The organism is Cupriavidus sp. L7L, assembly GCF_004353535.1.
Taxonomy (GTDB): Bacteria; Pseudomonadota; Gammaproteobacteria; order Burkholderiales; family Burkholderiaceae; genus Cupriavidus; species Cupriavidus oxalaticus_A.
The window spans coordinates 182,095-201,408 of record NZ_SMNY01000003.1; the positions used below are offsets into that span (position 1 = coordinate 182,095).

Annotated in this window: 18 protein-coding genes; 2 read left to right on the forward strand and 16 right to left on the reverse strand. The window is 68.0% G+C overall.

The genetic code is table 11. The features are described from left to right. Window positions 1–33 precede the first annotated feature (33 nt). From E1J61_RS02855 to E1J61_RS02885, 7 genes are all read right to left on the reverse strand, one after another. Entirely contained in the window at window positions 34–804 is a 771-nt protein-coding gene (locus tag E1J61_RS02855; RefSeq protein ID WP_133092642.1) for an enoyl-CoA hydratase/isomerase family protein, read from the reverse strand. A 13-nt stretch (window positions 805–817) separates the two neighbouring features. Further along, window positions 818–2,002: an acetyl-CoA C-acyltransferase gene (locus tag E1J61_RS02860; protein ID WP_133092643.1), complete on the reverse strand. Its 1,185-nt coding sequence runs from the start codon at window positions 2,000–2,002 to the stop codon at window positions 818–820. Window positions 2,003–2,025: 23 nt separating this feature from the next. Further along, window positions 2,026–3,045: an acyl-CoA dehydrogenase family protein gene (locus tag E1J61_RS02865; protein ID WP_133092644.1), complete on the reverse strand. Its 1,020-nt coding sequence runs from the start codon at window positions 3,043–3,045 to the stop codon at window positions 2,026–2,028. A 13-nt stretch (window positions 3,046–3,058) separates the two neighbouring features. Beyond that, window positions 3,059–4,222, reverse strand: coding sequence for an acyl-CoA dehydrogenase family protein (locus E1J61_RS02870; RefSeq protein ID WP_133092645.1), 1,164 nt, complete (start codon window positions 4,220–4,222; stop codon window positions 3,059–3,061). A gap of 31 nt (window positions 4,223–4,253) precedes the next feature. Beyond that, complete coding sequence (locus tag E1J61_RS02875; protein WP_133092646.1) at window positions 4,254–5,468, reverse strand: CaiB/BaiF CoA-transferase family protein; 1,215 nt, start codon at window positions 5,466–5,468, stop codon at window positions 4,254–4,256. Window positions 5,469–5,757: 289 nt separating this feature from the next. Next, complete coding sequence (locus E1J61_RS02880) at window positions 5,758–6,933, reverse strand: porin (protein ID WP_133092647.1); 1,176 nt, start codon at window positions 6,931–6,933, stop codon at window positions 5,758–5,760. Between the two features lie 453 nt (window positions 6,934–7,386). Beyond that, on the reverse strand, window positions 7,387–8,223 hold the full coding sequence (locus E1J61_RS02885; protein WP_133092648.1) for an enoyl-CoA hydratase/isomerase family protein: 837 nt from the start codon (window positions 8,221–8,223) through the stop codon (window positions 7,387–7,389). Window positions 8,224–8,490: 267 nt separating this feature from the next. Here E1J61_RS02885 and E1J61_RS02890 point away from each other — a divergent pair, with 267 nt between their 5' ends. Then, window positions 8,491–9,693: an acyl-CoA dehydrogenase gene (locus tag E1J61_RS02890; protein WP_133092649.1), complete on the forward strand. Its 1,203-nt coding sequence runs from the start codon at window positions 8,491–8,493 to the stop codon at window positions 9,691–9,693. Between the two features lie 103 nt (window positions 9,694–9,796). On the opposite strand, the gene E1J61_RS02895 is transcribed toward E1J61_RS02890, so the two are convergent. The 5 genes from E1J61_RS02895 to E1J61_RS02915 are packed head-to-tail and all read right to left on the reverse strand — an operon-like array spanning window position 9,797 to window position 14,240. Beyond that, window positions 9,797–10,183: a nuclear transport factor 2 family protein gene (locus E1J61_RS02895; protein WP_165971412.1), complete on the reverse strand. Its 387-nt coding sequence runs from the start codon at window positions 10,181–10,183 to the stop codon at window positions 9,797–9,799. Continuing rightward, on the reverse strand, window positions 10,176–11,570 hold the full coding sequence (locus tag E1J61_RS02900) for an amidase (protein ID WP_207951172.1): 1,395 nt from the start codon (window positions 11,568–11,570) through the stop codon (window positions 10,176–10,178). Before E1J61_RS02900 ends, E1J61_RS02895 begins: the two co-directional genes overlap by 8 nt. After that, complete coding sequence (locus E1J61_RS02905) at window positions 11,567–12,310, reverse strand: sulfite exporter TauE/SafE family protein (protein WP_133092651.1); 744 nt, start codon at window positions 12,308–12,310, stop codon at window positions 11,567–11,569. The genes E1J61_RS02900 and E1J61_RS02905 overlap by 4 nt, the downstream gene beginning before the upstream one ends. Window positions 12,311–12,326: 16 nt before the next feature. Next, window positions 12,327–13,298, reverse strand: a complete 972-nt coding sequence (locus E1J61_RS02910) for a tripartite tricarboxylate transporter substrate binding protein (RefSeq protein ID WP_133092652.1) — start codon at window positions 13,296–13,298, stop codon at window positions 12,327–12,329. Between the two features lie 24 nt (window positions 13,299–13,322). Then, window positions 13,323–14,240 (reverse strand): TauD/TfdA family dioxygenase, encoded by a 918-nt coding sequence (locus E1J61_RS02915; RefSeq protein WP_133092653.1) that lies wholly within the window; start codon window positions 14,238–14,240, stop codon window positions 13,323–13,325. A gap of 129 nt (window positions 14,241–14,369) precedes the next feature. Here E1J61_RS02915 and E1J61_RS02920 point away from each other — a divergent pair, with 129 nt between their 5' ends. Then, window positions 14,370–15,017: a TetR/AcrR family transcriptional regulator gene (locus E1J61_RS02920; protein ID WP_133092654.1), complete on the forward strand. Its 648-nt coding sequence runs from the start codon at window positions 14,370–14,372 to the stop codon at window positions 15,015–15,017. A 106-nt stretch (window positions 15,018–15,123) separates the two neighbouring features. Here E1J61_RS02920 and E1J61_RS02925 read toward each other — a convergent pair whose 3' ends face one another. From E1J61_RS02925 to E1J61_RS02940, 4 genes are all read right to left on the reverse strand, one after another. Then, complete coding sequence (locus E1J61_RS02925) at window positions 15,124–16,548, reverse strand: aldehyde dehydrogenase family protein (protein ID WP_133092655.1); 1,425 nt, start codon at window positions 16,546–16,548, stop codon at window positions 15,124–15,126. A gap of 49 nt (window positions 16,549–16,597) precedes the next feature. Beyond that, window positions 16,598–17,605 carry a tripartite tricarboxylate transporter substrate binding protein gene (locus E1J61_RS02930; RefSeq protein WP_133092656.1) on the reverse strand — a complete coding sequence of 336 codons (1,008 nt, stop codon included), beginning with the start codon at window positions 17,603–17,605 and terminating at the stop codon, window positions 16,598–16,600. A 77-nt stretch (window positions 17,606–17,682) separates the two neighbouring features. Then, window positions 17,683–18,138, reverse strand: a complete 456-nt coding sequence (locus tag E1J61_RS02935) for a MaoC family dehydratase (protein WP_133092657.1) — start codon at window positions 18,136–18,138, stop codon at window positions 17,683–17,685. Continuing rightward, the gene (locus E1J61_RS02940; RefSeq protein ID WP_133092658.1) at window positions 18,135–19,301 is read right to left on the reverse strand and encodes an acyl-CoA dehydrogenase family protein; all 1,167 of its coding nucleotides are present in this window, start codon (window positions 19,299–19,301) and stop codon (window positions 18,135–18,137) included. The genes E1J61_RS02935 and E1J61_RS02940 overlap by 4 nt, the downstream gene beginning before the upstream one ends. Window positions 19,302–19,314: the final 13 nt, after the last annotated feature.

Here is a 19,314-nt window from a genome sequence, read left to right on the forward strand (position 1 = left end):
GGGGCAGCTGGCGGGGCCGTATGTGTGTCGGGGTCAGCATCCCTTGAAAACCGGCGCGCGCTTCTCGGCGAAGGCACGCAATCCCTCTTGCATGTCGTAGGAGCGCTGGTGGTCGCGGAACGCCAGCAGTTCATGACGCAGGGCGTCGGCCACCGTCTTGTCGGCCGCTTCGGCCGCCACGCTTTTCATGCGCGCCAGCACCAGCGGACTGCGTGCCGCCAGCTCTTCGGCCAGGGCCTGGGCGTGACCGGGCAGCTCGCTGTCCGGCACTACCTCGTTGACCAGGCCATGGCGCTCCATCTGCGCCGCCGTGAACGTGCGGCCGGTGAACAGCAGGTAGCGGGCCACGTTGGCCGGCAGCTTGCGCGGCAGCACGGCCGCGCCGCCGGCGCCCGGAAACACGCCGAAGTTGGCATGCGCATCGCCCAGCCGCGCCGACTCGGCCGCCACCACCAGGTCGCAGGCCAGCACCAGTTCCAGCCCGCCCGCCACCGCCAGGCCGTTGACGGCGGCGATCACGGGCTTCGGGAAGTTGCGCAGCGTGGCGAAGAATGCCGCCGCGATGTCGATGAAGTCAGGCTCACCGGGGGCCACCGGTACCGACACTTCCTTGAGGTCCGCGCCGGCGCAGAAGGCGCGGCCATTAGCGGCCAGCACCACCACGCGCACCGCGGGGTCGTCGCGCCACAGCCGCAGCTGCGCGTCGAGTCCGCGCATCAGCTCGCGGCTCAGGCTGTTCATGGCGCCGGGCCGGTCCAGGGTCAGCCAGCCGACGGCGCCGCGTAGTTCATGCAGATGGCTCATGGTCAGGCTCGGTTCAGCACAGCTCGACCGCCACGGCCGTGGCCTCGCCGCCGCCCAGGCACAGGCTGGCCATGCCGCGGCGCAGCTTGCGCTGCCTGAGCGCGTGGATCAGCGTGACCAGCAGCCGCGCGCCGGTGGCCCCCACCGGGTGGCCCAGCGCGCAGGCACCGCCATTGACGTTGAGCCGGTCATGTGAGATGCCCAGTTCCTGCAGCGTGACCAGCGTCACCATGGCAAATGCTTCGTTGACCTCGTAGAGATCCACGTCCTGCGCCGTCCAGCCCGCCTTGTCCAGCAGGCGGCGCATGGCGGCAGCCGGCGCATCGACGAACTGCTGCGGCGCCTGGGCATGCGTGGTGTGGCCGACGATGCGCGCGAGCGGGGCCAGGCCCTGGCGTAGCGCATCGCTTTCGCGCATCAGCACCAGCGCGGCGGCACCGTCGGAGATCGACGACGCATTGCCGGCGGTCACGGTGCCTTCCTTGCGAAACACGGGCTTGAGCTTGGGCAGCTTGGCAGCATCGCACTGGCCGGGTGTTTCGTCGCGGGTCAACAGCGTCTCTTCCCCTTTGCGCTTCAGCACAACCGGGGCGATCTCGTCGTCGAACGTGCCTTCCTGCACGGCGCGCTGCGAGCGCAGCAGACTTTCGCGGGCGTAGGCGTCCTGCGCTTCGCGGCCAATGCCGCGCTCCTGCGCGGAGAGATCGGCGTAATAGCCCATCAGGTGGCCTTCGTAGGCATCCTCCAGGCCATCGCAGTACATATGGTCCAGGAACTGGCCATGCCCGAGGCGATAGCCATGCCGCCCGCGCGGCACGATGTAGGGGGCATTCGTCATGGACTCCATGCCGCCTGCCACCGCCACCGAACAGGTGCCGGCCAGCAGCAGGTCGTGCGCCAGCATCACGGTCTTCATGCCCGAGCCGCACATCTTGCTCAGCGTGGTGGCGGGCGTTGACACCGGCAGGCTAGCGCCCAGCACGGCCTGGCGCGCCGGTGCCTGGCCCACGCCCGCGAACAGGCAGCAGCCCATGATGGCCTCGTCGACCGAGGCGGGATCGACACCCGCCTCCGCCACGGCAGCGCGGATGGCTACGGCGCCCAGTTCCGGCGCCTTGTATTGCGCCAGCGCGCCGTTGAACGCCCCGATCGGCGTGCGCTTCGCAGCGACGATCACGATGGAATCAGTTTTCCGCATGTCAGGTTCCGCAAATCAAGGGGTCAGGACGCGGCAGGTGCCAGCTGCAGCCGCACGAAGTCCAGGATCTCCTGGCCGGCGCCGGTCGGCTGCGCGAACAGCGCATCGCCAAGCGCGGTGGCGCAGGCGGTCTCCGTGCCCGCGCAGGCACGCCATTCATGCAGCCGTCGCGTGAACAGCCCGAGCGCGAGTTCTTCGGTGATGCCGATGGCACCGTGCACGGCGTGCGCGATGGCGGCGACACGGCTGGCCGCCTCGCTGCAGCGCAGCTTGGCGGTGGCCGCCAGCAGCGGACGCGGCAGGTAGCCGTCGGCGGCACAGCCCAGGCGCGCGCCGAAGACCGACGCGTTGGCCTGCTCGGCCAGCACGCTCAGTTCCTGCTGCATCGCCTGGAACTGCGAGATCGCGCGGCCGAACTGCTGGCGGTCGTTGACGTAATCGATGCTCATGGCCTGGATGCGCGCCATGGCGCCGGCCATGCCCGCGGCATGCACGGCGTTGCAGATGGCCACCACGTCTTCCACGCCAGCCGGCAGGCGGCGCATGGCCTGTGCCGGCGAATTCCAGCGCAGCGTGGCCGATGCCTGCGGACGGTAGGCGCCGGGCGTGGCATGCGCGAGCTGGCGCGGCATCAGCAGCCACTCGCCGCGCCAGCCCACCAGCACCTGGTGCGCCAGCGCGCCGCCCGGCACTTCGCGGCAGACGATGGTGTCGCCCGGCTGCGCCAGTGCCGGGGCCATGGCGATGCACTCGCCCGCGTGCCCATGCCCGGCGCTTGCCAGGATGGCGCGTGCGACCGCCGTCTCGGCGAACGGATGGCTCAGGCCGGCGCGGCCGGCGGCCAGGAACAGCGCAAAGGCGTCGGTCAGCGACAGGCCTGCCCCGCCCTGCTCCGCGGGCACGAGCGCGTCGGTATAGCCGAGCGTATCGATGGCGGCCCATTGTGCGTCGGCGCCTTCGCCGCTCTCGCTGCGCCGCACTTGTTCGTCCGTGCACAGGCCGGCCAGCGCGCGCTCGAAGCCTTCGATCAGGGAATCAGTCATGATGTGTGTCGTCTCAGCGAAGTCCGAGGGAGCGCGCGATGATGCCGCGCAGGATCTGGCGCGTGCCGCCGCGCAGCGAGAAGCTCGGGCACAGCTGCGTGATATAGGCGTGCGCACGCAGCAGGTCCCCGGACGGCTGGAACGCGGGCATCTGCTCCATCGCCTCGCTGATCCAGCCAGGCACGGTCTGCTCGAACTCCGTGCCGAGGTCCTTGACATAGGACGCGTCGATTTCCGGGTTCTCGCCCTTGTCGAGCCGGTCGGCCACGACCAGCGACATCGCCCGCAGCACCGCCATGCGGCCCGCGATGCGGCCCGCGATCGCCTTGACCGAATCCGGCACCGGCAGGCCGGATGCCTTCACCTCGGCCAGCCATGTCTCGGCCAGCATCAGGCTGGTCAGGATGCGTTCCGGGCCGCTGCGCTCGAAGGCCAGCTCGGCGGTGACCTGCTTCCAGCCCGAGCCCTCTTCGCCAATCAGTGCATCGGCCGGCAGGTCCACGTCTTCAAACACCACCTCGCAGAAGTGGCCGTCGCCGGCCAGGTCGCGGATCGGGCGCGCGGTGATGCCGGGCAGGCTCAGATCGATCAGTACCTGCGACAGGCCCTTGTGGCGGTCGCCATGCTGGCCCGAGGTGCGCACCAGCGCGCACATGTACTGGGCACGGTGGGCGTTGGTCGTCCAGATCTTGCGGCCATTCAGGCGCCAGCCAGTCTCGGTGCGCACCGCGCGGGTACGCACCGAGGACAGGTCCGAGCCTGTGTCCGGCTCGCTCATGCCGATGCAGATGAAGATTTCGCCGCGGATCAGCCTAGGCAGGAAGAACTGCTTCTGCGCTTCGCTGCCGCAGTGGAGGATCAGCGGCGCGGTCTGGCGGTCGGCAAACCAGTGTGCCGACACCGGCGCCCCGGCGGCGATCAGCTCCTCCACCAGCACGAAGCGTGCAAATGCGCTGCGCCCGGCGCCGCCGTACTGGGGCGGCAGGGCAAGGCCGATCCAGCCCCGCTCGCCAAGGGCGCGGCTGAACTTTGCATCGAAGCCCATCCACGTGCGCGCACGCACGGGTGCCGGCACGTCGCGCAGCGCCGATTGCAGGAATTCGCGGATGGGGGCTCGCAGCGCCTCATCCTCGGACGGGATGCTGACGAGCGGAAAGGAATCGAGGGTCGAGTTCAATGGTGCTTCCGGTATCGGGTATTGGTTCGGTTCATGCGCCGGCGTTGGCGGCAAGGCGCGTGGCGCCCTGCCTGGCCAGCTCGCGGATGTCTTCGTCGGTGTAGCCGGCCTCGGCCAGCACCTGGGCGCTGTGTTCGCCCAGGCGCGGCGCCTGCCGCGTGACCGTTGGCTGCGACTTCGACCATTGCGAGGGGATCGCCATCGAGCGGATCGCCCCTTCGCTCGGGTGTTCGACCACGTCGAAGAAGCCCACTGCGTCGAGGTGCGGATCCGCCATCAGCGAATCCACCGTGTGCAGCTGCATCACCGGCATGTCGGCGGCTTCCAGCACTTCGGTCCATGCCGCCGTGGTGCGCGTCGGCATGATCTCGGCCACCATGCGGTACAGCTCGTGGATATGCTTGTTGCGCTCGACGATGGAGCTGAAGCGCGGATCGCTGTCCATCAGGTCCGGCTGCCCGATCAGCGCCAGGAACTTGCGCCACTGCTTGTCGTTGTAGAGCAGCACGCACAGGTAGCCGTCCTGCGTCCGGTACGGGCGGCGGTGTTCGTTGAGGATGCGCGAATAGCCGCTCGGGCCGATCGGCGGTTCGAAGGTCAGCCCGCCCATGTGGTCGCCCAGGATGAACTGGGCCATGGTCTCGAACATGGGCACGTCGACCGACTGGCCTTCACCCGTACGCTCGCGGTGATAGAGCCCGGCAGTCACTGCATTGACCGCTGCCAGGCCGACGATGCGGTCCGCGATCGCGCTCGGCGCGTAGCGCGGCACGTCGCTGCCGGCCTGCCTGGCCAGCGTGGGAATTGCGACCGCGCCCTGGATCAGGTCGTCGTAGGCGGATTTGGCCGCGTACGGGCCGCCCTGCCCGTAACCGTACAGGCCCACGTACAGGATGCGCGGATTGACCTTCGCCAGGTCCTCGTAGCTCAGGTTCAGCCGCGCCATGGCCTGCGGCCGCACGTTGTAGATCAGCACGTCGGCATCGGCGGCGATACGCAGCAGCGCCTCGCGCCCGGCCGGGGCCTTCAGGTCCAGCACGATGCTGCGCTTGCTGCGGTTGGCATGCAGGAAGATCCCCGACATGCCGGCGTGGCGGCGCGGGCCGACTTCGCGCACGGTGTCGCCGTCAGGCGGCTCGACCTTGATCACATCGGCGCCCAGGTCGCCCAGGATCTGCGTGGCGTAGGGGCCCATCAGCACCGTCGTCATGTCGACGATGCGCACGCCGTGCAACGGGCCGCTCATGCCGGGCTCCCTGCCCGCACCGCGGCAAGAGAGTGCAATGCGGTGGGTGTCATCGTGCCTCCTTGAATCGTGTTGAAGGAGATGCTACGGAAGCACGGACGCCGAGAAAAATACTTTGTGTATGTCGATCAATACATGGCTTGTATCGGCGCCCACCAGTGTGGGGCGCCGATCGGGCGCGGCTCCTGACCGCCCGTACGGGACCGGTGCTGCCCCGCACCGGCGGAAAGATGCGGGGAACCCCGGTCCGGCAGGTTCCCCGCGCGCACTGCGCAACAGCCTGACGGCGTCAGAAGACGTGGCGAATGCCGGTGGTCACGCCGACCATGGCCTTCTGTCCGGCCATCATCGGATAGCCGTAAAGGAACAGCGTCTGCGACGAGTCGAAGTTCAGGCCAGCATTGCGCGAATAGGCCGCCGCCAGGTAAACGTCGGTGCGCTTGGACAGGTTGTAGTCCGCCAGGAACGACACCTGCCACGGATTGGCCGGATTGCTGCCGGATGCGGTCGGCCCCAGGCTCAGGCGCTTGAAGTCCGCGTAGTAGTACGCCAGCGAAAGCCCCAGTGCCTTGGTGGCCTGGTAGTTGACCCCGGCCCAGTAGTAGTCGTCGCGCGCCAGCGTATTGCCGTTGGCAAAATCCACCTTGGCCCAGCGGTAGCCCACCATCGCCTTGAACGGGCCGGTGGCATAGCTGAACGCGGTGCCAACCTTGCGGCTTTCCCCCGGCTGGCCCGAGGTGACGGTCGGATTCCATTCGTCGTAGGCGACGGTGGCGCCGAAGCCATTGCTTAACCAGGTGAGCGATGCGCCATAGCCCTTGTTGTCGCGGAACGCGCCGGGGACTTCGCCGGCACCGCCATTGGCCAGCGCGGTCGAGCCGATCGCCGGTACGCCGACGCCGAACGAGTAGTGGGCAACCGCCTGCAGCGGACCGAACTGGCCGACATACTTGACCACGTTGTCCTCGCGGTAGTTCGTGCCCAGTTGCCATGCCACCGGCTCATACGTCGAGGCAAAGCGCAGCGGCGCGAAGTTGGCCATGCCTTCGAAGAACGAGGTGTACTGCCGACCCAGCATCAGCTTGCCGTAGGGCTTGTTCTGCAGGCCGACAAACGCCTGGCGGCCGAAGATCCGCCCCGACTGGACGGCACCAGTGTCCCAGGCGAAACCGCTTTCCAGCACGAAAATGGCACTGGTGCCGCTGCCCAGGTCCTCCACGCCGCGCAGGCCCCAGCGCGAAGGCGACAGGCCGCCCAGCGTCGGCATCCCGAAGCGTTTGCCGCCATTCGCGGAATGCACCAGCTGGCCATTGACGACGGTCGGCTGCGCCGTCGCGACGCGATTCACATACTCGATGGACCCGTCGACCACCCCGTACAGCGTCACGCTGGAATTTGCCCGGGCCGTCGCGCCAAATCCCCCAAGGGCGCCGAGCGCCGCCAGGGCGAAAATCGTCTTCCTCATTTCTTGTCTTCTCCTTGTCAATCGTCTGCGCCAGACGCAAGCGTGTCGCTTCCCGTCTGGCACGGGCACGCCTCCTCCTGAAGCGCGGCGCACGGCGTTTCCTCCGTGTGCGCGGTGACTAGGAGAACATTGCGCTGGCATCCCGACACCCCCCTGTCGGGAGGCGTTGGCCCTGCCCACACCCCCCCTCAGGTCGAGGGGGGACAAGCGTGGCAAAGCCCTGCTTCGATTTCGTCGGCAAAAAAAACTCCGGCACACGTGCCGGAGCGAGACACCCACCACGTCGAGCCCGTGATGGGCATGGAGACAGCTTGTTCAGCGCTGCGCCAGGGCAGCCATGCCGCTTTATGTCGCGCCATTTGTGCAACAGGCCCGGGATTCAGCAAGGGATCTTTTGGTCTGACCATCAGCCTTGCGGCGGCCCATAGCACACACCGAGCGTGGGCAGGCATATCAGGATTGCGCCTCCCGCTCCCAGTCAAAGCGTGCCGGCTTGCCATGGAGGAAGGCGTCGACTGCCTCGGCGTAATACGGCACGGCCGACGCCAGCGCCTGTGCCTGGCACTCCAGCTCCAGCAGGGTGTCGTAGGAGCTTTCGAACGTGCGGTTGAGCGCGCGCTTCATCAGCGCGAGCGCTTCCTGCGGAGCGGCTACGAAGCGACGCGCAAAGCGCCTCGCTTCCTCTCCCAGGTGCTCAGCGGGATGGATGGCATGCACGATGCCGCAACGCCTGGCATCGATCACTTCGAGCCGCCGTCCGGTGAACATCAGTTCCTTGGCAAGCATCATCCCCACGGCGCGCGGCAGCGCATACAGCGAGCCCATGTCCGGCAGCAGGCCCACCTTGGCGAACGACATGCAGAACGACGCACGCTCCGACGCCAGCACGAAGTCGGCCGCCAGCGCCAGCGAAAACCCCGCGCCGGCCGCAGGCCCGTCCACGGCCGCGATCACCGGGATCTCAAGGTCGCGCAGCCGCCGCAGCCACTTGTGGACGTCCTGCAGGCGGCGGCGCATGGCCTCCGGCGCCCGCGCCGACGGATCGGGGCTGGCGAAGATGTTCTGGATCGACTTCAGGTCGCCGCCCGCGCAGAAGCTGCCGCCCGATCCGGTCAGGATCAGCGCGCGGATGCTACGGTCGCCTTCCACGCAGTCAAGCATGTCGTGGTAGTCCTGCCGCATCTCCAGCGTCAGGGCATTGCGCGACGCCGGGCGCTGGTGGGCGAACTCGGCCACGCCGTCCGCAATGCAAAGGTGGCTGTGGCGCAACGGGATCTGCTGGGGCTGCATCGTCGTCTGTCCTCCGGGAATGGATGTGCGCTCGGCTCGTTCGGCATCGCTACACGGGAAAGCCCGTGGCAGCAGTGTGGCGCGACCCCGTGTGTTGCGGCCCCCCTCATCTCAAGGGGGATCACCCCGGCGTTGCCAATGAATCGGCGCCTAAGCGCGTGAGGCGCCCCCAGTGCTGGGGGGCGTTCGCGGCCATGCTCCCGCTTAATGTGGATGGCATCGGCAATGCAGGCTGGCCAGCCGGCCGCCACCCATCGGAGAGCCTTCATGAACTTTGCACCCGACCCCAATCTCGAAGTGTTCCGTCAGCAGGTACGGGACTTCCTGCGGCAACACCAGCCGGCGGACCTGCCGCCGCGCAAGGACGGGCTGCGTTCGCCGCGGGCCGACGTGGTGCGCTGGCAGCGCATCCTCAATGCCCAGGGCTGGGGCGCCCCTTACTGGGCCACGGAGCACGGCGGCACCGGGTGGAGCGTGCAGCAGCGCCTGGTGTTCGACGAGGAATGCGCGGCAGCCGGCACGCCTTCGCAGGATTCGTTTGCGCAGAAGCTGGTCGGCCCGGTGCTGAACCAGTTCGCCACGCCCGCGCAGAAGGCCGAACACCTGCCGCCGATCTTCAACGGCGACCGCCTCTGGTGCCAGGGATTTTCAGAGCCCGGCTCCGGTTCCGACCTCGCCTCGCTGCGCACGCGCGCCGAACGCGACGGTGACCACTACGTGATCAATGGCCAGAAGATCTGGACCAGCTATGCGCATCACGCGGACTGGATCTTCCTGCTGGTGCGCACCGACCCGAGCGTCAAGAAGCAGTCGGGCATCAGCTTCCTGCTGGTGGACATGAAAACCCCGGGCATCACCGTGCGGCCGATCATCAGCATCGACGGCTGCCACCACCTCAACGAGACCTTCTTCGACAATGTGCGCGTGCCGGTAAAGAACCTCGTCGGCGCCGAAGGCGAAGGCTGGAAGATCACCAAGTTCCTGCTCAACAACGAGCATGCCTCCACGGCCGACCTGCCCACGCTGCGCCGCCTGCAAGGCCAGATACGGGACCTGTCGCACACGGCACAGGCGGGCAGCGTGTCGCTGTCGGACCGGCACGAGTTCCTACTGCGCATGTCTCGCTATGACGCCGAGCTCAAGGCCATCACCGTCATGGTCCAGCGTGTCGCGGCGATGGAGCAAGACCACAGTCCGGCGGCCCATGCGATGGGCTCGATGCTGAAGATCCGCGGCACCGAACTGCAGCAGCGGATGAGCGAATTCCTCGTGGAAACGCTGGGCGATCACGGTGCCGTGGCGTATCCGGGTGTCCATGCGGAGCGTTCGGCAGACAAGCCGGCATTGCCAATGGCGGATGTCGCACAAGGCATGGCGTCGGAAATGTTCTTCCGCCGCGCTACCACGATCTACGGTGGCACCAGCGAGGTTCAGCGGTCCATCATTGCGAAGTCGCTGTTCCAGTTCTGATTCTGAGTCTTGCCGAAGCGCTGAAACGAAGTGCCCCCACCGGAATCGTGGGGGCGTTTGCCGCGTGAACCGCGTGTAGCCACGCCCGGTGCAACGGCACCGGTCAGGTCACGTACTTCCAGTAGGCATCCTTCGACAGCAGCTTGCCGTCGGCGACGCGAAACACGTCGAGCCCCATCGCATCGATTGCCCGGCCGTCTTCCGCCTTGCCGCGCACGCGGTAGCGCAGCAGAACCACGTCGCCTAGGATCTCCATGCTGCTGTCGGAGAACCTTACGCCTTGTCCAGCCGCCTGTTCGGCGAACCGCTCGCGCAGGTAGCTGTGCGTGGCCTCCCTGCCCTGCAGCCATTTGCCGCGCGGATCGCCGGTGCCGGCGGGCAGTTGCCAGATGAAGTCGTCGGCAAGGCAGGCGGCGGCTGCGTCAGCATCGCCCGCGCGGAATGCGGCGCCGAATGCCGCCATCAGCGCCTTCACTTCGGATTCAGTCATGGGTATCTCCATTCAGGACAGGATCGGGATTCGGAAAGGTCCAGGGCTGCGCTGCCTCAAGCGCGCGCGCGGCGCGCAGCACGAGCGCGTCCGCATGCGCGGGACCGACGATCTGCAGCGCCACGGGCAGGCCGGCGCGCGTGAAGCCGCAAGGCACGCTGGCCGCGGGTTGCTGCGTCAGGTTGAAAGGCAGGCAGAACGGCGCCGACCACGTGGTGCCGACTTCGGGGGCCGGCGCGGCCAGCGTGGGCGTGACAAGCAGGTCGTAGCGCTCATGGAACCGGCCCAGCATGACGCCAAGCTCGCGGCGCCGGTCCATCGCATCCAGGTAAGCGGTGGCGTCGAGCGCGCGGCCGCGTGCGGCGGACTCGTGCAGCGCGGGCTCGAGCAGCGGCAGCCGTTCGGCGGGGATGCCGCGCAGCAGCCGTGCGACACCCGCATCCCACAACGGCCGAAAGACCTCCACAGGATTGCCGAAGCCGGGATCCGCATCCTCGACGCTGGCCCCAAGGGCAGCCAGCCGCCGAACCGCCCGTTCGCAGATCGCGGCCACTTCCGGGTCAACCTGGACGTAGCCGAGCGTGCTGCTGTAGGCCACGCGCAATCCCGTCACGCCATCGTCCAGACCGGTGCACCAGTCCCGATCCTCATGCGGCAAGGCATGCCAGTCGCGCACGTCACGTCCGCCGATGACATTGAGCAGCAATGCGGCGTCCGCGACCGTGCGCGCCATCGGGCCGAGGTGGAAGAGCGTACCGGAATGCGCCGGCGGATGGCATGGCACGCGCCCGAAGCCCGGCTTGAAGCCGAATACGCCGCAGGCCGCCGCCGGGGCGCGAATGGACCCGCCGCCGTCGCTGGCGACATGCAGCACACCCATCCCCAGCGCCGTGGCAGCGGCAGCACCGCCACTGCTGCCACCGGACGTGTGGCCCGTGTGCCATGGATTGCGCGTGACGCCGGCAAGCCGGCTTTCGGTGACGCCCTTCGCGCCAAACTCGGAGGTATTGGTCTTGCCCAGCAGCACGGCCCCGTGCTCGCGCAGGCGTGCCGCCGCAGGACAGTCTTCCGGCTGTGGGGCATCACTGGTGGCAAGGCTTCCCATGCGCGTCGGCCAGCCTTGCACGTGGAGCAGGTCCTTGAAGGTCACCGGCACGCCATCGAGCGCGCCACGCGGACTCCCGCGCGCCCAGCGTGCTTCGGATGCGCGTGCCTGCTCGCGCGCGCCGTCCGCATCCACATGCCGGAAGGCGTTGACGACGGGATCGAGCCGCGCCACGCGGTCGAGCACCGCGTCCAGTACCTCGACGGGTGACAGGTCGCGGCTCGTGTAGCGTTGCAGCAGTCCGGTAGCGGAAAGATCAGCGGGATGGGTCATGATGCTCATGGACTCCGGTCAGAAAAGCCATACCACCCCGCCACCGCAATCAGGCACAGCGAGGTGACCACACGCAACGCCCGTTGGGGCAGCCGCCGCGCCACCATGCGGCCAAGCCAGGCGCCGGCCAGCAAGGCCGCGCCGGTCTGCACCGCCAGCATCACGGGCAACTGCCCGGCCAGCAGATGGGCCGTGCTGGCGGCAACGGCAACGGGAAGCTGGATGGCCATGGCGGCCGCCACCGACGGAACGGGCGGCGCGCGCCACAGCGTCAGCAGGGGGAGCAGGATCACAGGTCCGCCCGTGCCGGACATGGCCGAGGCAAAGCCCACGGCCAGCCCCAGCGCGGCCAGCGTTGCCTGCCCAGGCATCTGGCGCGGCGCGGCACCGGATGCCCAAGCCGCCGACACCAGGCCATAAAGACCGGACGCCGCGGCCAGCAGCGCCAGCCCTGTGCGCGCAGCACCGGCCGGCACGGCGAGAATCGCGAGGCCGCCGGCCAGCGCACCGGCCAGGGCCGCGCCATGCAACGGCCACGTGGCGTCGCCAGCCGGCATTTGCCGGCGCGCGGCGCGCCAGCCGAGCAGTCCGGTAGGCAGGAATGCCATGCTGGCAGCCGCAATGGCCACCGGCTGCGGCACCCCGGCCACCGCCGACAGCACGGGCACGACGAGCACGCCGCCGATCGACGTCGCGCCGATCGCCACGCCGCACAGCAGAAGCAGCCCATCGGCCAGCCAGGTTTCCATGTTGCCTCGCCCGGCTTCAGTCGATTCTCGCGCCGGACGCCCGGATCAGGCGTTCCGTCACGGGCACCGTGGCATCGAAGTCGCGCCGGAACTCGGCGGCGCTGGTGCCGAGCGCGTACATGCCGAAGATCTGGAAGCGCGCCTTCATCGACGTGGTTTGCACGGCGGCGCGCACCTCCTGCTCAAGCCGGGCCAGCACCGCGGGCGGCACGTTCGCAGGCGCGAGCATCGCGGCCCAGCCAACCGGCCTGTACTCCGGCTGCGGGAAGCCGGACTCGGACATGGTCGGCACGTTCGGCAGTTCCGCCGGCCGGCGGTCGCCCAGCACCGCCAGGGGCCGCAGGCGCCCGTTCTGGATGTGCGGTGCCATCACGCCCACCGTACCGATCGCCCAGTCCAGCTGGCCGCCGATCAGGTCCTGGACCATCGGCGACTCTCCCTTGTACGCGACATGCGTCATGTCGAGGCGGTTCGATTCACTGAAGTACGAGCCCATCAGGTGCGCCGCCGATCCCACGCCATACGAGCCGTAGGTCACGCTGCCCTTGTGCTGCTGCGCCCAGGCCATGAACTCCTTCACCGTCTTCGCCGGCACCTTCTGCGGATTGACCGCGAGCACGAGTTGCCCGGTGCAGATCTGCGAGACGAAGGTCAGGTCGCGCCTCACGTCATACGGCACCTTCGCGTACATGAAGGGGGCCGTGAGGACCGGTCCGGATGCGGTCACCAGCACCGTGTAGCCATCGGGCGCGGCGCGGGCGACGTACTGCGTGCCGAGCATGCCCCCGGCGCCGGGCTTGTTGTCGACGATGACGGGCTGGCCCATCTGCCTGCCCACGACTTCGGCCAGCGCGCGCGCAATGGAATCCACGGCGCCGCCCGCCGCGGCCGGCACGACAAAGGTGATCGGCCGGCTCGGATATGAATCGGCCTGTGCGGCCGCGCTGACAGCCAGCGCGACGGCGCCGAGGAGTGCCTTCCATTTCATGACTGCCTCCTTTTATCGTTCGGTTCAGAGCGGACGGTCGCCGATGATGGTCGCGCGCATCATGCGCCGCACGGCCGGGAAGTAATCCTGGATCGCGTAGTGCTGGGTCGAGCGGTTGTCCCAGAACGCGATGGTGTTGGGACGCCAGCGCAGCCGCATCTGGTACTCGAGGATGGCCGGCTGGCGGAAGAGATAGTCGAGCAGGTCCTGCTTTTCGGACTGGGACTCGAACGCGCCGCGTACCGGATTGCGCGCCCGGAAATTGGCGAAGTGGGTCGCGAAGGCGGAATTGATGTAGAGGATCTTCTCGCCGCTCTCGGGGTGGGTCCGTACCACCGGATGCGTGGCGGGCGGGAACTGCCGATGCTGCTCCGGGGTCATCTTGTCGCCGAAGGCGGGGCGGATGTCGTGCACGGCGAACAGCCCCTCGATCTGCTGCTTGCGGTGCTCCGGCAGCCGCTCATAGGCCAGCGCCATGTTGACCCAGACCGTATCGCCGCCTATCGCGGGACATTCGACGCAACGCAGCATCGACGCCATCGACGGAATCTCGCGCCACGATACGTCGCTGTGGTACCCGTTCTCCATGGCGGGGCGCTTGTCGTCGCCGCCGAGCAGGACGAGCTCCGGAAACTCCTGGTGGTGCGGGAAGGTGGGATGGACCTCCAGTTCCCCGAAGCGACGCGCCAACCCGACATGCTGCGCCGGCGTAATGTCCTGTTCGCGGAACACCAGTACCTTGTGCTCCACCAGCGCGCTGCGCAGGGCCCCGATGGTCCCGTCATCAAGCGGCGCCGTCAGGTCGATATTGCCGATCTCGGCCCCGAGTGCGGGCGAGATGCGGCTGACCGTGAACGATGATTGCAGGACCGAGGCGTGAACGACTGCGGGGGCGGATTTGGGGGCGGATTTGGGGGCTTCTGCAGCGTGGACCGTACTCATGGCTTGTCTCCAATTTATAATCGGTATTACATTTTTGGATGACCCCATCGCCCGATGCAAGCGGCAGCGCGGGTGGGCCGGGAAAACCACGACGAGACTTAAGAACCCATTTCAAGCGCGGAAAAGATCATGACAAGACGCAAGCCCCTGTCCGCACTGGAAGGGCAGCCCGGCTTCATCCCCCCGCGCTACAGCCGTGCGGGGCTGACCACAGACGCGCTGCTGCGGGCCGGACGCGACCTGCTGTGCCTGCGCGGCATCGACAGCGTGACCATTCAGGAGGTGTGTGCCGCAGCCTGCGTCACCACGGGCGCGTTCTACGGCCGGTTCGACAGCAAGGAGGCGTTCTTCCGCGCACTGCAGGCAACGGCGGAACAGGACTCGCATCTGTCGATGCAAGCGCGGCTGGCGGCGCTGAAGGAGGAAGGGAACTGGACTCTGGAAACAGGGGTCCACGCGCTGCTGGCGGAGCTGCGGCGCATCGTGCTGCGAAATCAGGGCGTGCTGCGCGCGACGCTGCTCGAAGCACACGGCAGCGCCTGGCCACGCTTCAAGGAGGGGCGGCACGAATTCATTGAAGCGGCGACGCCAGTACTCATGCGGCTGCACGGCGAAGGTGACCCGGCGCTGCTGGAACGGCGCATCCGTATTGCCTTCCAGTTCGCCTTCGGCAGCATCATCAACGCCATGCTCAACAACCCGGGACCGCTGCGGCTGGCGAGCCGGGAATTCGACGACGAACTGGCGCGGGCCTTCTGCGCCTATCTGCGCGCCTGAGCGTTGCGCAGAGAGTGCGGCAGATGCCCCGCATGGCGGTGATCCGCGACGAAGGCAGAGGTGCTCGGGCAAACCACCCGAAACACCTCATTGGCTCACCGGCCGCCTAGACGCACCCCGTCACCGATTTGGCTTCCAGGAACTCGACCAGCCCGTACTCCCCGAATTCCCGCCCGTTGCCCGACTGCTTGTAGCCGCCGAACGGTGCCGTATAGTCCGGCCGGGCACCGTTGATCTGCACCATGCCGGCCTGCAGCCGCCCCGCGACGCGGCGGGCACGCGCGGCGTCGCCCGACCATACGTGCGCGGCCAGCCCGTACGCGGTATCGTTGGCGATCGAGATCCCCTCCTCTTCGCTGTCGTAGGGAATCACCACCAGCACCGGCCCGAAGATTTCCTCGCGGGCAATGCCCATGTCGTTGCTGACGTCGGCAAAGACCGTCGGGCGCGCATAGAAGCCGCGGTCCAGCCCCGCCGGCCGTCCCGGCCCGCCCGCCACCAGGCGCGCGCCTTCGGCGACACCGCGCCCGATCATGGCCTGCACGTGCTCATACTGGCGCCGGTTGGAGATCGGCCCCAGCTTGCTGTCCGGCGACGCCGGATGGCCGACCTGCAGCGCGTTGGCCGTGGCCGCCGCGATGGTCACGGCCTGCTCGTACTGGCTGCGCGGCACCAGCATGCGCGTGGGCGCCACGCAGGTCTGCCCGGAGTTCATCATGCAGCTGATGACTCCGGCCTGGACCGCCGCCGCCAGGTCGGCATCGTCGAGAATCAGGTTCGGCGACTTGCCGCCGAGTTCCTGCGTGACGCGCTTCACGGTCGGTGCCGCGTGGACAGCCACGTCGATGCCGGCCCGGGTGGACCCGGTGATCGACACCATGGCCACGTCCGGATGCGCCGCCAGCGCCCGGCCGACCTGCTGGCCATCGCCATAGACCAGATTGAAGACACCCGGGGGTGTACCGGCCTCGTGCAGGATCTCGGCAAAGATGCGCGCGCTCAGCGGCGCGATCTCCGACGGCTTCAGCACCGTGGCGCAACCGGCCGCGAGCGCCGGCGCCACCTTGGCGACGATCTGGTTGAGCGGCCAGTTCCACGGCGTGATCAGGGCGACCACCCCGACCGGCTCGCGCACGATCTCGGTGGTGCCGCGGCGGGTAACGAAAGCGAAGTCCTTGAGCGCCGCTATGGTCGCATGCAGGTGCGCCAGGCCAGCCGGCACCTGGTACTGGTGCGCCAGCCATGCCGGCGCTCCCATTTCCGTGCTGAGTGCGCGGGCAAGATCGGCGCTGCGCGCCTGGTAGCGATCGACAATGCGGCCAAGCAACGCGAGCCGCGCTTCGCGCCCGGACTGCGACCAATCCGGCAAGGCGGCGCGTGCCGCCGCCACCGCGCGCGCCACGTCGGCGGCCCCGCCCATCGACACCCTGCCGATCACGGCCTCGGTCGCCGGGCAGACAATGTCCGCCTGCGTACCGCCTGCGGACGGGACCCATTCGCCCTGGATATAGAACGCATCGACTAGCTGCATGTCACTTCCTGTTCATCGATATGGAATGGATCGGAGAGGCCGGTGGCCATCACTCCGGCTGCAGTCCGGCCGCGGTGATCAGCCGCTTCCAGGTCTGCTGGTCGGCCACCACGGCCTTGCCGAGCTCCGGCCCGGTTCCCGGGTTCGGCTGGCTGCCGCGGCTGGCGTAGTGCGCCATCGCCTCGGGCGAATTGACAAACTCAAGCGCCAGCTTCGCAACCTTCTCGACGATCGGCTTCGGCGTGCCCGCCGGGGCAAACAGGCCGCTCCAGTTGATGCGCGATACGGCTTCCACCACCGTGTTGTTCTGCATGCCGACTTCGGACAACGTTGGCACATCGGGCATCAGCGAGACCCGCTTCGGGCTCAGCACGGCGAGCGCACGCAGCTTGTTCGACTGGATCAGCGGCATTGCCGCCGTAAACTCGACTATGGTGAAGTCCACGTTGCCGCCGATCAGGTCCGGCAGCAGTGTCGCGGTCGCCTTGTAGGGCACGTCCATGGTCTTGATGCCTGCGGCCTCGGTGAACGCGGCGGCCATCAGGCGATAGCCGGTGCTGCTGCTGGCGCCATTGAGCTTGCCCGGCCGGGCGCGCGCGGCGTTGACGAGATCCGACACCGACTTGTAGGGAGAACTCGCCGACACCACCAGCGCGACCGGCAGCGAGGACATGCGCGCCACCGGAACGAAGTCCTTGGCCGGGTTGTACGGCAACTGCCTGAAGAGGTAGGGATTCGCCGACATCGCGCTGGAGGCGGTCAGCAGCAGCGTGTAGCCGTCCGGCGCGGACTTGGCGACATAGTCGCTGGCGATGATCATATTGGCGCCGGGCCGGTTCTCCACCACCACGCTTTGCCCGAGCTTCTGCGCGAGGAACTTCGCCAGCAACCGGGTGTAGTCGTCGATGCCGGTGCCCGGGCTGGCAACGGACACGATCTTGATCACGCGTTCCGGGTAGTTCTGTGCCTGCGCTCCCGCCGGCAGAACCGTGGCCAGTGCGCCGATGGCCGCGGCGGCCAGCAAACGGCGGCGCCGCGGGGAAAGGGCCTCGTGCATAAATGTCTCCTCCTTCTCTGTCCTGCCCTGGTTCGGGCAGCTTGTCTTATGTAGTCCGGCGGCTGCCGGGCGTCGGCTTACGGGAAGCGCCGGATGATCGATTCCGCGACGCAGACCGGCTTGCTGCCCCCCTGCCGCTCGACGGTCATTTCCAGCTTAAGCTGCCCGCCACCGTTGTCCAGCGCGTCGAAGGCCACCAGCTTGAAATGCGCCCGCACCAGGCTGCCCACCGGCACCGGCGCGGGAAAGCGGACCTTGTCCAGGCCGTAGTTCACGCCGGTGCTGCTGTTCTTCACCTTGTAGGCGGTATGGGAAAACGCCGGCAACAGGCTCAGCGTCAGGAAGCCGTGCGCGATCGGCGCACCGAACGGGCCGTCCTTGGCACGCACGGGATCCACGTGGATCCACTGGTGGTCGCCGGTCGCGTCGGCAAACAGGTTGATGCGGTCCTGCTCCACCGTCAGCCAGTCGCTGGTGCCGATGACTTCGCCGACCAGCGGCTGCAGGTCGCTGATGTTTTCGTAGATCTTCATGCTTGCGTTTCCTTTCCGTTCAGGGACGCCTGCAACGCGCGGGCGTTGCAGGCCTCATGCAGGTCGGCGTTGCCGAACAGCGCGTCGGCCACCACTGCACGCTTGAAGTAGTGGCCCACCGTGTACTCCTCCGTCATGCCGATGCCGCCGTGGAGCTGGATGCCCTGCCCGCACACATAGCGGGCAGCGCGGCCGATCAGCGTCTTGGCCTGCGATACCGTGCGGGCCAAGTCCGCTTCACTGTCGTTCTCGATCGACGCCAGCAGCGCAAACAGCATCGAGCGCGCCACCTCCAGCTCGGCGGCCATGTCGGCCATGCGGTGCTGCAGGGCCTGGAAGCTGCCGATGGGAACGCCGAACTGTTTGCGCACCTTGAGATAGTCGGACGTGATCTCGATGGTCTTTTCCATGCCGCCGATCAGTTCGGCGCACAGTGCCGTGATGCCGTGCGTGAGCCCGTGGCGCAGTGCGGCCTGTCCCTTGCCGGGGTCGCCAAGCAAGGCGTCGGCGGGGACAAAGGCCTGGTCCAGGGTGACTTCCGCCGCCCAGCTGCCGTCGTGCAGCGGCAGCGCGGTACGCCGCACGCCCGCGGTGTCCGCCGGCACCAGGAACAGGCTGCACAGGGCAGCCTCGTCAGCCTTGCCGGGCAGCATGGCGGAGGCGATGAAGGCGTCGGCGTCGCAGCCGCCCAGCACCAGCGTCTTGGTGCCGTGCAGGATGTAGCCGCCGGGCGCCGGCTCCGCGCGCGTCGTCACGGGTTCAGGCAGGCCGCGCGATTGCGCTTCGCTGTAGGCCAGCGCAATCCGGCGCGACCCGTCCGCGAGCGCGGGCATCAGCGTTTCCAGCTGCGCGGGTTTGGCTGCCGCCAGCAGCGCCTGCGCGGCCAGCACGCCGCTGCCGAGATACGGCTCGACTACCAGGCCGCGGCCCAGCTCGGTCGCAATCAGCACCGTGTCGATGATGGAACCACCGAGGCCGCCGGCCGACTCCGGCAGCGCCGCGGCCAGCCAGCCGTTCTCGGCGAACATGGCCCAGTGCCTGGCGTTGCAGGGCTCGCAGGACTTGATCCGTGCGGTGCGGGATTCGAAATCGTAGTCTTTGTCGACGAAGCGGCGCACGCTGTCCTGAAGCAGGCGCTGTTCGTCAGTCAGGTTGAAATTCATGATCGGTCCGTGC